This window comes from Sphingomonas sp. R1, assembly GCF_025960285.1.
Lineage (GTDB): Bacteria > Pseudomonadota > Alphaproteobacteria > Sphingomonadales > Sphingomonadaceae > Sphingomonas.
In genome coordinates, this window is sequence record NZ_CP110111.1 from 232061 (window position 1) to 246511 (window position 14451).

General features: G+C 67.6%; 8 protein-coding genes. 2 read left to right on the forward strand and 6 right to left on the reverse strand.

The genetic code is table 11. The features are described 5' to 3' along the window. Window positions 1-240 precede the first annotated feature (240 nt). Window positions 241-978 carry a GntR family transcriptional regulator gene (locus OIM94_RS01080; protein ID WP_264609957.1) on the forward strand — a complete coding sequence of 246 codons (738 nt, stop codon included), beginning with the start codon at window positions 241-243 and terminating at the stop codon, window positions 976-978. Window positions 979-1013: 35 nt separating this feature from the next. Continuing rightward, window positions 1014-3899 carry a beta-galactosidase GalA gene (gene galA, locus OIM94_RS01085; protein WP_264608296.1) on the forward strand — a complete coding sequence of 962 codons (2886 nt, stop codon included), beginning with the start codon at window positions 1014-1016 and terminating at the stop codon, window positions 3897-3899. A 53-nt stretch (window positions 3900-3952) separates the two neighbouring features. On the opposite strand, the gene OIM94_RS01090 is transcribed toward galA, so the two are convergent. The 6 genes from OIM94_RS01090 to OIM94_RS01115 form a co-directional block, all read right to left on the reverse strand. Beyond that, entirely contained in the window at window positions 3953-6595 is a 2643-nt protein-coding gene (locus OIM94_RS01090) for a TonB-dependent receptor (protein ID WP_264608297.1), read from the reverse strand. A gap of 586 nt (window positions 6596-7181) precedes the next feature. After that, window positions 7182-8900 carry an N-acetylglucosamine-specific PTS transporter subunit IIBC gene (nagE, locus tag OIM94_RS01095; RefSeq protein ID WP_264608298.1) on the reverse strand — a complete coding sequence of 573 codons (1719 nt, stop codon included), beginning with the start codon at window positions 8898-8900 and terminating at the stop codon, window positions 7182-7184. Then, complete coding sequence (gene ptsP / locus OIM94_RS01100) at window positions 8897-11371, reverse strand: phosphoenolpyruvate--protein phosphotransferase (RefSeq protein WP_264608299.1); 2475 nt, start codon at window positions 11369-11371, stop codon at window positions 8897-8899. Before ptsP ends, nagE begins: the two co-directional genes overlap by 4 nt. An 86-nt stretch (window positions 11372-11457) precedes the next feature. Beyond that, window positions 11458-12591, reverse strand: a complete 1134-nt coding sequence (gene nagA, locus OIM94_RS01105; RefSeq protein ID WP_264608300.1) for an N-acetylglucosamine-6-phosphate deacetylase — start codon at window positions 12589-12591, stop codon at window positions 11458-11460. Continuing rightward, complete coding sequence (locus OIM94_RS01110) at window positions 12588-13637, reverse strand: SIS domain-containing protein (RefSeq protein ID WP_264608301.1); 1050 nt, start codon at window positions 13635-13637, stop codon at window positions 12588-12590. The genes nagA and OIM94_RS01110 overlap by 4 nt, the downstream gene beginning before the upstream one ends. A gap of 60 nt (window positions 13638-13697) precedes the next feature. Continuing rightward, window positions 13698-14438 carry a copper homeostasis protein CutC gene (locus OIM94_RS01115; protein ID WP_264608302.1) on the reverse strand — a complete coding sequence of 247 codons (741 nt, stop codon included), beginning with the start codon at window positions 14436-14438 and terminating at the stop codon, window positions 13698-13700. Between the last annotated feature and the right edge of the window lie 13 nt (window positions 14439-14451).

Genomic DNA, 14451 nt, shown 5'->3' on the forward strand with positions numbered 1-14451 from the left:
CCTTGGTCGCGGCCGCCGAACGGGGCCGGAGCAAGGGTGTAACCAATTTAGATCCTATCGGACAATAGGGTTGCGCGAACGGACATAGTTCTTTGCAATAAACCTCTTGACCAAGACGCTTGAGGCTGTTCGTATTGTCATACCAATGTAGGTCCCGGGAGAACGTTTGCGCGCTCCCGGGCGCTTGCTGTAGGCGCGACGCGCCGGTGGGGCGTCCGTGTCTGGCAAGGGGGAGGAATGATGACGTTTTCGGATCAGATCGGACGGTTTCGCGAAGGCAATCCGTCGCCGCTCTATCTGCAACTGCAGCAGCTGATCCGGGAAGCGATCAGCGGGAAGATCCTGGCGCAGGGCGATGCCATTCCACCCGAGCGTGATCTTGCCGTCGAATATGACGTGTCGCGCATCACCGTGCGCAAGGCGATCGGCGGGCTGGTCGAGGAGGGCCTGCTCACCCGCCGCCGCGGTGCCGGTACCTTCGTCGCCGAACGCGTCGAGAAAAGCTTCTCCAAGCTGTCCTCCTTCACCGAGGACATGGCCGCGCGCGGCCGCGCCGCCAGCAGCAGCTGGATCGCGCGCTCGGCAGGCCAGGTAACGCCGGAAGAGGCGATGGCGCTGGGCCTGTCGCCGGGCGCAGGCGTGCTGCGCTTCTCGCGCATCCGCTTCGCCGATGGCGAGCCGATGGCGCTCGAATTCTCCACCATCGCGGGCTATTGCCTGCCCTCGGTCGAGGCGGTGGGGGACTCGCTCTACACCGCGCTCGAGGCTGCCGGGAACCGGCCGGTGCGCGCGCTCCAGCGGCTGCGCGCGGTTCCGTTCCTTGGCGAGCACGCCAAGATGCTGGGCGTCGATCCGGGCCATGCCGGCCTGCTGATCGAGCGCCGCGCCTTCCTGCGCGACGGTCGCCCCGCCGAGGTGACCCGCTCCTATTATCGGGGCGATGCCTATGATTTCGTGGCGGAACTCAGCGACGTCTGAGCCTGCCCAACCAGCCTGACTTTGGAGATTGCTGCATGGATCGTCGCCAGTTGCTGCTCGGCAGCGCGGGGTTGGGGGCGCTTGCCTCGCTCGGGCTGCCCGAAGCGAAGGCGGCCGGCCGCGCCGTGGAAGGCGACGGCTTCCCGATGCCCCAGCCCAAGACCGGGCTGATGCCGCGCCTGCCGGACGGCGATCCCACGCGTACCCGCATCGAACGCGGCTGGCGCTTCCATGAGGGCGATGTGCAGCCCGAGGCGCTCAAGAACCACGACGATACCTATGGCAGCGTGAAGGCCGGCAACGCCCGCGGCGCCGCCGCCCGCGACTATGACGACAGCGACTGGGCCGAGGTGCGCCTGCCGCACGACTGGGCATCGTTCCAGCCTTTCGAGAAGACCGCCAACGTCTCGCAGGGCTATCGCAAGCGCGGCATCGGTTGGTACCGCCGCCGGCTCACGCTCGATGCGGCCGATCACGGCAAGACGATCGAGCTGCATCTCGACGGCGTCGCGACGAATGCAACGGTGTGGGTGAACGGCAGCGTCGTCGCGCACAGCTGGTCGGGTTACGCGAGCATCATCGTCGACATGACGCCCTTCGCGCGCTTCGGCGAAGAGGACAATGTGATCGCCATCCGCGTCGATGCCGAGGCGATGGAAGGCTGGTGGTACGAGGGCGCGGGCCTCTATCGCCACGCCTGGCTGGTGCGCCGATCGCCGGTTTCGATCGTCACCGATGGGGTGCATTGCGATCCGCGCAGGACCGACAATGGCTGGCAGGTGCCGGTCACCGTCACGGTCGGCAATATCGAACCTGCGCCGGTCGGCGTGGTGATCGAGGCGGATCTGCTCGATCCGGCAGGCAAGCGCGTGGCGAGCGGGACGACCGCCACCACCGCAATGGTACTAGACCGCGTCGAGGCGTCGCTGACCCTCGCAGTCGGCGCGCCGCAGCTCTGGTCGGTCGAGACTCCGACGCTCTACATCGTGCACACCCGGCTGCTGCGTGACGGCAAGCTGATCGACGAGCGCCGCACCGCGATCGGCTTTCGCACGGTCCGCTTCGATGCCGACAACGGCCTGTTCGTCAACGACAAGCCGGTCAAGCTGAAGGGCGTGTGCATCCATCAGGACCATGCCGGTGTGGGCGTCGCCCAATATGACGCGCTGCTCGGCTGGCGGCTCGAGCGGCTGAAGGCGATGGGCTGCAACGCGATCCGCATGTCGCACAATGCCCCTACCGCCGAACTGCTCGACTGGTGCGACCGGATGGGCTTCCTCGTCATGGACGAGAACCGCCATTTCAACCCCGCGCCGGATTATCTGGCGCAGCTGGCGTGGATGGTGCGCCGCGATCGCAACCACCCCAGCGTGATCTTGTGGTCGGTGTTCAACGAAGAGCCGATGCAGGGCACCGAGGCCGGGGTGGAAATGGTCCGCCGCATGGAAGCCGCGGTGCGCAAGCTGGACGACAGCCGCCCGGTCACCTCGGCGATGAACGGGTCTTTCTACAATCCGCAGAACGTCTCCTCGGTCGTCGACGTCATGGGGTTCAACTATTACCAGGGCGAGTATGACAAGTGGCACCGGCTGAACCCCGGCCGACCCAGCACCAGCTCGGAGGATACCAGCGCGTTCGAAACGCGCGGCGCCTTTGCCAGCAATCCTGCCGCCCATGTGATCACCTCGTATGACGACGAGGCGGCAAGCTGGGGTAACACGCACCGCAAGGCATGGCAGCTGATCGCGGCCAAACCCTTCATCGCCGGCGGGTTCGTGTGGACGGGTTTCGACTATCATGGCGAGCCGACCCCCTATGAATGGCCGACCATTGCCAGCTTCTTCGGCATCATGGACCTGTGCGGCTTCCCCAAGACCGCGTTCGGCATCCACAGCGCGGCCTGGATCGACGACGCGCCGGTGGTGTGGCTCGCGCCGCACTGGACCTGGCCGGGGAGGGAAGGCCAGACCATCAAGGTGTTCGTCGCCTCCAATGCCGAGAGCGTGACGCTGCTCCTGAACGGCAAGGTGATCGGCTCGCAGAAGGTAGACCGGTTGCAGGGCAATGAATGGCAGGTGCCGTACGCGCCTGGCAGGCTGGAGGCGCAGGCGATGCGCGGCGGCAAGATCGTCGCGCGGATGGTGCACGAAACCGCCGGCAAGCCGGTGGCGCTGCGGCTTACCCCAGCGCGCACCGTCATGGCGGGCGACGACGAGGATGTGCAGCCGATCACCATCGACGCAGTGGACGCCAAGGGTCGGCACGTGCCGACCGCCAATCTCATGACCAACTTCACGGTCGAGGGGGCGAGCATCCTCGGTATCGGCAATGGCGATCCCAACAGCCATGAGCCGGAGAAGGGCAATGCACGCTCGCTGTTCAACGGCCTCGCGCAGCTGATCCTCCAGGCCGGTAGCGGGCGCGGCACGATCACGGTGCGCGCGACCGCGGAGGGGCTGCAGCCCGCGCGGCTGACCATCGACCGCGCCGAGATCGCGCCGCGTGCGCAGGTGGGCGTCACCCCGCCGCTGATGGTGCTTGGCGACTGGCGCCGCTCGGCGCTGCTGGCCGACAGGCCGGGGCCGGGCCTGGTGCCGGACAACAACAGCTGGGCGTTTCTGCGCAGCGCGATGCCGACGCCGGCCGAGCCGCAGCCGGGTTGGCGCGTCTACACCCACCGCCTCAGCCCCTGGAAGCGCATCGCGGCCGAGGGCGGTACGCTGCGCTTCGCCAGTGTCGGCGGGCGTGCGACATTGTGGATGGACGGCAAAAAGCTCGCCGAGAAGACCGATCCCGCACCGGCGTCGCTGGAGGCCGTGATCCCGGCGGGCGCCGGACAGCGCCTGGTGGAACTGATCGTCGAGGCGCCGGCCGGCCAGATCTCCGGCCTGCTCGGCAAGGTGACGCTGACCCCCCGATGACCTGAAAGCGGAAGGCGCGGGTGCCGAGCACAGGTCTCGGCACCCCGTCCGGATCACAGGTTGAGGGCGAGCGACAGCAGGAACTTGCGCCCGCTGCGATACACGCCCCGCGGTAGCGCGGGCGTGTTGGCATAGGCATAATATTCGGCATCGGTGAGGTTCATGGCCGATGCGGTGAGGCTGACGTTCGTGGTCAGCTTATAGGTCAGCGATGCATCGACGTTCGCCACGCCACGCACATACATGTTGTCGCCACGGTCGATCCCGGTAAAGTATTTGGATCGCCAGGTATATGTGCCGCGCAGGCTCACCGGGCCCTGTTCCCAGAAGGGGCTCAGGCTCACCTGGTGTCGCGAGTTGAACGGCAGGTCCGCCCCGGCGCGACCGGATCCATCCGAATAGGTGTAGTTGGCCAGCAGCCCGAAGCTGAACGGAAGTTCCTGCTGATAGGCGACGGCCAATCCCTTCACCTCCGCCGAACCGGCATTGAACGGCCGGCTGATCTGGTAGGTGGTGACCCGGCCCTGCGACTGGTTGAAATACTGCTCCGGCGCCGTCTGGTTCAGGATGTAGTTGCTGATATCCTTGTAGAACAGTTCCGCCGAGAGAATGGAGCGCGGCGCGAAATACCATTCCAGCGACGCGTTGACGTTGTTGGACTTGTACGGCTTGAGGTTGGGATTGCCGCCGCCGCCGGTGAGGATGCCGTCGGAGAGCCAGAAATAGTTGGTGAGATCGGCATAGTTGGGCCGTGCCACCACCTGCGCCGCGGCGAAGCGGAAGACGAGATCTCTGCGCACGTCCGCGATCACGTTCACGCTGGGCAGGACGTTGTCGTAGCTGCTCTTGCTGGTCTGCCAGCGCCAGTTCGCTGCCGTGTTGCACGGCGTGCCGGACGTGCAGACATAGCCCTGGCTGGTGGTGCCGGTGTGGACGTAGCGGACGCCGAAATTGCCGCGCAGGTCGGCAATGTCGAAATTGGCCTGCCCGTAGAGCGCGTGGATGTCCTCATCCACCTCCCAATTGCCGGCCGTGAATTCGGCCGCGGCGAAGATCGAGGGCGCGGGCAGCGTCCGCCCTTCGAGGAACGAGACCATCGACGGCCCGCTGATCACGAAGCGACGCGCCATCTGGTCGTTGACCTGGAACCCGGAGAGGTAGTTGCCGGGTGCCGCGCGGGGGCTGAACTGGGATGCGGGCGCGGACAGGCCGTTCAGCGCGATGCCGGCATAGCGCTGCGCGGTTTCGTGCCGCCGGTATTTATAGCCGAACAGCAGCTTCTTGATCGGTCCGTCCAACCCGATATCGGCGTCGAGCTGGCCATAGCGCTCCTTGTCCGTCGTGGGCTTCGCGACGGTGTTGCCGCTCCAGCCCGGATCGGTGACAAAGCTGCCCGGCGATCCCTGGACATTGCTGGTATAGGTCAGGATGCCGGGGGCTTTTGGCGCGCCGGACAGGTCCACCGTATAGCTGGCGCTGTTGAGGAACTCCAGGAACACCTGCCGCTTGGTGCCGCCATCGGCATCCGAGAGGCCGCCCTGCGCCGTCAGGTTGAGCGACCCCGCATGCCACGTTGCACTGGCGCGATAGGTGTTCGAGTGCATCTCTGCCTCGCGATACTGCACGTCGAGCACGCTCAGCGCATTGGCGAAGCTGGCCTTGGTGACGATGCCGTCCCGCACGGTGATATCGGTCAGCTTGTCGAGGCTGTTCCAGGTATTGCCCTGGAAGGCATACATCGACTGGTTCAGGTTATCATAGGTCGCGTCGATCTTGAGCCAGTCGACCTGCAGTTCGAACGCGTCGGACGGGCGCCACTGCGCCGTCGCCGAGTAGGACAGGCGCTCGCGACCCTGCTCGAAATAGGAGGTGCCGAACGCATTCGGGCTGACCGCGTTCGGGTTCGCGGTGAGCGTGGTCGCACAGCTGCCCGTGCAGCCGACCTTGCGCGAATCGACCGGATTATCGGCATTGGCACCGGCCCATTGGTTTGCCTTGATCGTGCCATAGCTTTCCACGCCATCGCGCCGCAGCCGATCCTTGGCGCGCTGGAAGCCGGCGAGGATGCCGAACGTCTCCGCCTCGTTTCGCCAGCTGACGAAGACGGAACCCTGGATATCGCCCTTTCTTGAGCGATCATTGTAGAGATAGCCGAGCGACCCTGCGATCGACAGCGGCTTGAGCGCGAGCGGCTTGCGGGTGAGCACGTTGACGGTGCCGCCGATCGATCCCTCGTCGATCCGCGCCTCGGGCGACTTGTACACGTCGACACGATCGACGAGCTGGGGCGCCAGCAGGGCGTAGTTGAAGGTGCGCCCTGGGGTGTCGAGGATGAACCAGTCGGCCGAGGCGACGGTCTGGCCGTTGAGCAGCGTGCGGTTGAGCGACGGATCGGTGCCGAGGATCGAGACCTTCTCGCCCTGACCGAACTGCCGATCCACGGTGACGCCCGGCACCAGCGTCAGCGCTTCGGCGACGTTGGTATTGGGAAACTTGCCCACATCTTCGGCGGAGACGGAATCGACGATCGCGCCGGCGTCGCGCTTCGCCCGGAGCGCAGCGGCGAGCGCCGCACGATATCCGGTGACGACGATCTCGGTGTCGGGCGTTCCGGCGTCTCCCGCCTGCTCCTGCGCCATGACGGCCGTGGGAAGCGTGATGAACAGACTCGCTCCCGCCAAAAGAAATGCTTTCAAAGCAGCATCCTCCCTGAATGCGTTGTTATGGTCTCGTTTGTGCTCGAAGGACCGCTAGATCCCGGTAGCGGTCCAATTGGTATAGTAGCAATACCAATAAGTCAAATTGGTACTGTCTGTATTCGGGGAGCACGGCACTTCGCCAAGAATCTGATCACCAACATTCACTGGCAATAGCGACTTTTATCTTTAAATTGTGGATGCTTCGCCGGATTGATCTGATAAATGACCGTTTCGGGCGTCGGGCGCGGAGGTCATTCTTATGATGCACGGCCCACTAAATTGGATTTAGATTGGATATGTCGGACAGTTGGTCGCGCGGAGCGATGCGCGCGGGTGGGCGTCCATGGTCACACCGCCACGTGAGCGTTGAGAACGGGCGTTTCGGCAGGCGATGCCCTGGCGCAGCGCGGAACGCATCGCCCGCAGGGACGCAACGGTAGGGATGCGATCAGGTATCTGCCGCCACGAACCAAGGGGTCGAGCGCGTGTAGGGTGCAGTCTGGGGGGCGCCCGGCTCCGGGATGGACGGGGTCAATATCCGCTGCCCGGCGCGGCATTGGCCGGCGGCCGGGCAGGGATGGGGTCAGCCGCGAAGCGCTGCGAGGATTGAGTCGTCGGCGAGCAGGTGGACGATGTCGCGTGCCGGCCGGGCAACGCCGCGCACGCCCAGCATATTCAGCGCATCCGCGTCGAGGGCGGATCCGTCGGCGAGTTTGATCCGCAGGCGGTGATCATGCGCACTGACCGCAACCACATTGGCAGCGCCGCCCAGCGCGGCGAGGGCCGCCGATCGCAGCACGACCGGCGCCTCGTTTGTCACCGCAGCCACGGGGACGGCCGGCACTGTCACGCCGCCACGCGCCGTCGCGTCGCGAATTTCGACCGCGACCACGTCGGCGATCGGCCCGAGCACCACCTGCAGCGCCCGTGCCGAGGGGCGAAGGATGCCGTGCGCGCCGAGCGCCTTGAGTGCAGCGTCGTCGACCACGCCCTGATCGGCGACGATCAGCCGCAGGCGCGTGGTGCAGGCGCCGACCTCGACCAGATTGGCCGTGCCGCCCAGGGCGCGGGCAAAGGCCTCGCCGCGCGATCCCGCGGGGACGGCGCTCACGACATCGCCGGCCGCGGGTGCCTCCGCCTCGCGGCCGGGCGTCTTGAGGTCGAAGCGGCGAATGGCCCAGGCGAAGATGCCGTAATAGAGCGCGAAATAGACGAGGCCGACGGGGATCAGCAGCAGCGGCCGGGTGGCCTTGCCGAAGTTCAGCACATAATCGAACAGACCCGCGGAAAAGCCGAAGCCCAGCTTCACGCCCAGTACGTTCATCACCACCATCGCGACGCCGGTCAGCACTGCGTGGACGACGTAGAGGGCGGGTGCCAGGAACATGAAGCTATATTCGATCGGCTCGGTCACGCCGGTGAGCAGCGAGGTAAGCGCGAGGCTGAACAGCAGGCCGCCCACCGCCTTGCGGCGCTCGGGCAGGGCGGCGCGGTACATGGCGAGGCAGGCGGCGGGCAGGCCGAACATCATCACCGGGAAAAAGCCCGCCATGAACGCGCCCGCGCTCGGATCGCCGGCGAAGAAGCGGCGCAGGTCGCCCGTCGCGCCGTTATAGTCGCCCTGTACGAACCAGAACACGTTGTTGAGGATGTGGTGGAGGCCGGTGACCAGCAGCACGCGGTTGAGCACGCCAAAGGCGAACAGCCCGAAGCTGCCGGCGCCCGCAATGCCATGGCTGAGCCCGTCCACACCCGCGCTGATGTGCGGGAAGCCGACGCCAACGATCACCGCGATGACGAGGCCCGCCAGCCCGCTGACGATAGGAACGAAGCGGCGGCCGCCAAAGAAGGCGAGATACGCGGGCAGCTTGATCGCCGAGAAGCGGTTGTAGAAGCTCCCGCCGATCAGCCCGGAGGCGATGCCGATCGGCACGTCTAGCCGGGCTACCGCCTTGGCCTTCCACGCGGCCACGGCCAGCGCCGTCTGGTCTTTGTCCAGCCCCGCGCCGATTGCGTCGGGCACCGCGAGCAGGCTCTTGCCCGCCTCGGTCGAGACCAGGAAGCAGACGATGCCGGCGAGCGCCGCCGCCCCGTTGCCGTCCTTGGCATAGCCGGTCGCGACGCCGATCGCGAAGAGCAGGCCAAGATGCGAGAACAGCGCGTCGCCGGCGGCGCTGATGAACGCGATGTTGAGCAGGTCGGGCTGGCCCAGCCGCAGCAGCAGCCCCGCCACCGGCAGCACCGCGATCGGCAGCATCAGCGCGCGGCCGAGCGGCTGGAGCGTTTCGAGGATCTGCTTCATGCGGTGAATTCCCGGGCAAGACGGCGGACATCGGCGGCGGTGGCGCAGGCCAGCGCGGCGGTGGCATGGGCGCGGGCGCGCTCGAGCGTCAGGGTTGCGAGCAGCGCCTTCACTTCCGGCACGACCGAGACGGTGGCGGAAAGCTCGGTGACGCCAAGACCGACCAGGATCGGCACGGCCAGCGGATCGGAGGCAAGGCCGCCGCACACGCCAACCCAGCGGCTCCGGGCGGCAGCGCCACGGCAGGTATCGGCGATCAGGCGCAGCACCGCCGGGTGGAGCCCGTCGATGCCGCTCGCCACCGCCGGGTTCCCGCGGTCCATGGCGAGCGTGTATTGCGTCAGATCGTTGGTGCCGATCGAAAGGAAGTCGGCTTCGGCGGCGAGCAGGTCGGCGGTGGCGGCGGCGGCAGGGGTTTCGACCATGATGCCGAGTTCGACCCTCTCGCCGATGCCGAGCTCGCCGCGCAGGCGATCGAGCACGGCGCGGACGGCACGCAGTTCGCCGACGCTGGCGATCATCGGCAGCATGATCTTCGCGATGCCGATCGGGCGCACGCCGAGGATCGCGCGGAGCTGATCTTCCAGCACATGGGGATGGGCGAGGCCGACGCGGATGCCGCGCAAACCGAGCGCGGGGTTTTCCTCCGCCGCGATCGGCAGATAGGGCGCGGGCTTGTCGCCGCCGATGTCGAGCAGCCGGATGATCAGCGGGCGGCCCTGCAGCGCGTCGGCGATCGCCTGATATTCGGCGGTCTGTTCGGCGACGCTCGGGGGCGTCTCGCGATCGAGGAACAGGAATTCGGTGCGCAGCAGGCCGCTACCCTCCGCACCCGCGGCCACGGCGCGCTCGGCGTCGCCCACCGAGCCGAGATTGGCGAAAACGTCGATGCGGGTGCCGTCGGCGAGCCTCGCCGGCGCCGCGGCGGCCGCGCGGGCCGCTGCAAGTGACGCGACGCGCGCATCAACGCGCGCCTGAGCTTCGACGCGCTGGTCTTCGCTCGGCGCCACGCGGAGGGTGCCCGCACCGGCGTCGAGGATCAGCGTTGTGCCTTCCTCGATCGTTCGCAGCGACGGACCCGTTGCGACGAGCGCGGGAATGCCGAGGCTCGCGGCGAGGATCGCGACATGCGAGGTCGGGCCACCGCGTACGGTGGCGAAGCCGCGCACCTGCGCCGGATCGAGCCCGGTGACCTGCGACGGCAGCAGATCGTCGGCGAGCAGGATCGTGTCCGGCGGGAATATCAGAGGTGCATCCTCCAGCCCTTCGATGGCGGACACGACACGGCGCTCCAGATCGACCATGTCGTCGGCGCGCTCGGCGAGATGCGCGTCGCCGCTGGCGCGCAGCAGATCCGCCTGCGGACGCAGCGCGAGCCGCCACGCCTGGCCGGCGCTGGCACCGTCGAGGATCGCCTGTCGTGCGGTTTCGATCATGTCCGGGTCGTCGAGCATCGTGCGATGCGCCGACAGGATCGCGCGCATCGGGCCGGCGGCGTGGGCGAGATCCGCATCGATCGCGCGGCCGACCTTGGCGATGCCGTCCTCAAGACGGGCCCGCTCCAGGCTGGCGCCCTTGCCCACGGGATCGATGCTGAGCTCGGGGAGGCGGAAGAAGCGAGCGGTGCCGATCGCGAGGCCCGGTGCGGCGGTCACGCCGCCCAGCAGGCCGGGCTCGCCGGTGACCGACGCGACGACGGGAGGGAGGACTGGCGCCGGCGCGGTCGCCGGATCGGCCTTCTCGCCCATGCCGCTCTCGATCAGTGCGGCCAGCGTTGCCGCAGCTTCTTCGGCGCGACCGCCCTCGGCGATGATGCGGATGGTATCGCCCAGCTTGATGCCGAGCGTCATCAGCCGGACCGGGCTGCGCGCGTCCGCGCTCTGGCCGCCCTTGGCGATCGTCACCTTGGCGGCGAAGGGCACCAGCACCTCGCGAAGCTTCGCGGCGGGGCGGGCGTGGATGCCGTGCGCCAGCGGTACGACCACCTCGCGGACGGCGGTCTCGCCCGGGGCCATGACCGGCGCTTCAGACGCAGCCGTTTCCCGCCGGAGGGTGAAGATCGGCTCACCCGGCGCGACCATGCCGCCGCCGTGCTTGCCGCCGAGCAACAGTCCATCCTGGCCGATCACCAGGACCGGGGTCACCACCGAGGGCGCGCCGCATACAACCGCGTCGAGATCGAAGCGGATCAGCACATCGCCCGCGCGCACCTGATCGCCCACCTTCACCTGCGGATCGAACCCGGCGCCGGCCAGTTGCACCGTGTCGATGCCGATATGCATCAGCAACTCCACGCCATCGCCGGCGCGCAGCGTGATCGCGTGGCCGGTGGGCTGCAGTACCGTCACTTCGCCGTCGCACGGCGCGTAGAGACAGCCCTCCGTCGGGTCGATGGCGACGCCGTCGCCCAGCATGCGCTGTGCGAAGACCGGATCGGGAACCTCCTCCAGCGGCATCAGCCAGCCGGCCATCGGCGCGCCGATGGCAAGGACCCCGGCAGCGGCGTCGTCATGGGAAGAGGGCGGCGCGATCGTGCTCAGGGCGGGTCTCCGTGGGCTCAGGGGAAGCGGGTTGCGCCGATCCAGCACCCGGCGGGCTGGAAGTCGCGGGTCATCTGCACCCAGTCGGCGCGCAGGCCGGGCGCGAGCGTGCCGCGTTCGTGCGACAAGCCGAGGAATGCGGCGGGGCTGGCGGCGGCCATCATCGCGGCGTCCTCAGGCGAGGTGCCGATACGGGTGACCATGTGCCGGAACGCGCCGGTCATATCGAGTGCCGAGCCGGCGAGCGTACCATCCTGTCCGAGAAGGCGTCCGCCTTCGACGCGGATATGCTGGCCGTGCAGATCGAACGAGGCCATGTCCGATCCCACGTTCGGCATCGCATCGGTGACAAGCAGGAAGCGATCGTGCGGCCGGGCGGCCAGCGCGATCCGCAGTGCCGCGTCATGCACATGAAAGCCGTCGGGGATGATCCCGCAATAGGCCGTCTGGTTCTCCAGCGCAGCACCGACCACGCCGGGCGCGCGGTGCAGCAGCGGCGACATCGCATTGTAGAGATGGGTCACCCCGGTCATGCCGGCCGCGAACGCGGCGACCGCGGTGTCGTAGGGCGCGTCGCTGTGCCCGATGGCGAGGATCACGCCCGCGTCGGCCAGGCGGCGGACATCCGCGAGATCGACCATTTCCGGCGCGAGCGTCACCAGTACCTTGCCGCGGCGCGGGCGGCCGAGCAGTTCGACCATGCCGGCGTCCAGTCCGCGGAACTTGTCCGCATCGTGGATGCCCTTGCGCGCCTTGTTGAGGATCGGGCCTTCGATGTGCACGCCGACGACGCCAGGCACGCCCGCCTCGATCGCCGCATCGGTGGCGTCCAGGGCACGGGCAATCACCTCGGGCACGTCGCTGATCAGCGTCGGCAGGAAAGCGGTGGTACCGAACTTGGCATGCGCCGCACCGATCGCGGCGATCCCCGCGATCGTCGGATCGTCGTTGAACAGCACGCCGCCGCCGCCGTTCACCTGAACGTCGATGAAACCGGGGACGATCCAGCCGCCGTCGAGATCGATCGTGTCGGTGCCGGTGCCGGTGGCGGAAATCGAGACGATGCGACCCTGATCAACTTCGATCACCGCTTCCGGCAACGTGCCGGCGGCGGTGACGATCTGGCCGTTGACGAAGCGGAAACTGCTCATCGAGTCTCGGTCACCTTGCGGAGATACAGCGGCGCATCGGGATTATTGCCGCGCGCCAGCGAGAGCGCGTTGACCATCGGGTAAAAGCTCTGGACCATCAGGATCGGCTCCAGCGCCGGGTGACCGGCGAGTACCGGCAGCGGCGAGGCTTCGCCGGCCTTGGCGTCGGCCAGGCAGACGCGCGCGCCGCGCTCGGCGAATTCGGCCGAGGCTTCGCGGACGCTGTCGCCCGCCGTGTCCGACGTGCCGAAGGCGAGCACGGGAAAGCCTTCGCCGACGATCGCCATCGGGCCGTGGCGTACTTCCGCGGCGCTGAACGCCTCGGCGTGCAGGCTGCAGGTTTCCTTGAACTTGAGCGCGGCTTCCTGGGCGACGGCGAAGCTGTAGCCCCGGCCGATCACGAACAGGTTGGTCGCCTCGCGCAGCGTGTCCACAACCGGTGACCAATCGAAATCCCGGGCCGCTTCGAGCTGTTCTGGCAGCACAGTCAGGCCCGAGCGCAGTGTCTCGTCCTGCGCCCATTCGGAGACGAGCGCGGCGAAGGCGGCCAACGCGGTAATGTACGACTTGGTCGCGGCGACCGAGCGTTCGGGACCCGCCTTGAGGCCAATGGTGGTGTCGGCCATCGCGGCAAGCGGCGATTCCTCGTCGTTGACGAAGGCGACGACGCGGGCGCCGGCTGCCTGATAGGCCTTGACGGTGGCGAGCAGGTCCGGGCTCCGGCCGCTCTGCGATACCGCGATGCACAGCGCGCGCGCGGTGGAGACCGTGGCCTCGAATACCGATGCGACCGAGGGGGCGGCGGATGCCACCGGCACGCCCAGCATCGTCTCGATCAGATATTTGCCATAGGTTGCCGAATGATCCGAGGAGCCGCGAGCGCAGGTGACGACAAGGGCAGGCGGATTGGCGCGAAGGTCTTCCGCCAGCGCGGCAAGTGCCGGGCCGTTGGCAGCGAGCAGGCGGCGGACCGCTGCACCGGCTTCGGCAGCTTCGGACGCCATCAGCGTCACGCTACCCGCGGGCTTTTCGATTTCAGCGATCATGTCCCCCATTGCCTCCACTGGCTATGACCGAATCAGGGATAAGTTACATATTGGTATTGTTCAAGCACTAGCTTGCACATCGAGCAATTTCCGCAAGCCTGCGATCTTGATGGGATCGGTCACAAGCCGCGGGCCGGTTTGAAACCCGAAGGCAATTTCCCGAGCGTCGACAGCGCCTTGCGGGCTGCGGCAGGACGCATGGACCTCGCGCGCGCCCGTTTTCAGGATCGCCGGCAGCGTCGTGCTGTCGATCCCGCTGCCGGGCAGGATCGTCAATCGGTCGCCCGCCGCCGCCACCAGTCGGGCGAGCGTCCCGATCCCGTCGACCGCTCGTGGGGCGCCCCCCGAGGTAAGGATGCGATCGAAGCCGAGCGCGATCGCCGTCTCAAGGCCCGCAGGCGCATCGGGGCACAGGTCGAAGGCGCGATGAAGGGTCAGCGACAGGGGGCGGTCGCAACTGCGCGCGACTGCGATCCACTGGGCTAGCAGGTCAGCATCGAGGCTTTGGTCCGCGCGGCTCGCGCCGATCACCACGCCCGCCAGACCTGCCTCGGCCGCGGCGCGGATATCGGCCGCCACCAGCGCAGCCTCGGCGGCCGTATAGGCGAAATTGCCGTCGCGGGGACGGGCGAGCAAATGGACCGGGATCGGCGCCTGCGCCGCTGCCGCGATCAGCGAAGCGGGCGGGGTGAGGCCGCCTACCGCCAGGGCCGCGCACAGTTCGATCCGATCGGCCCCTCCGGCGATCGCTGCGTCGATCCCCGCCACGTCTTCCACGCACACTTCGAGCAATCGCCGCATAAGGTATTCGGTT

Bases quoted from the DNA above. Each gene is read 5' to 3' on its own strand.
- OIM94_RS01110 (WP_264608301.1), bottom strand. From the start codon at position 13,637: ATGATCGCTGAAATCGAAAAGCCCGCGGGTAGCGTGACGCTGATGGCG.
- nagA (WP_264608300.1), bottom strand. From the start codon at position 12,591: ATGAGCAGTTTCCGCTTCGTCAACGGCCAGATCGTCACCGCCGCCGGC.
- OIM94_RS01080 (WP_264609957.1), top strand. From the start codon at position 241: ATGACGTTTTCGGATCAGATCGGACGGTTTCGCGAAGGCAATCCGTCG.
- nagE (WP_264608298.1), bottom strand. From the start codon at position 8,900: ATGAAGCAGATCCTCGAAACGCTCCAGCCGCTCGGCCGCGCGCTGATG.
- galA (WP_264608296.1), top strand. From the start codon at position 1,014: ATGGATCGTCGCCAGTTGCTGCTCGGCAGCGCGGGGTTGGGGGCGCTT.
- OIM94_RS01115 (WP_264608302.1), bottom strand. From the start codon at position 14,438: ATGCGGCGATTGCTCGAAGTGTGCGTGGAAGACGTGGCGGGGATCGAC.
- ptsP (WP_264608299.1), bottom strand. From the start codon at position 11,371: ATGGCCGGCTGGCTGATGCCGCTGGAGGAGGTTCCCGATCCGGTCTTC.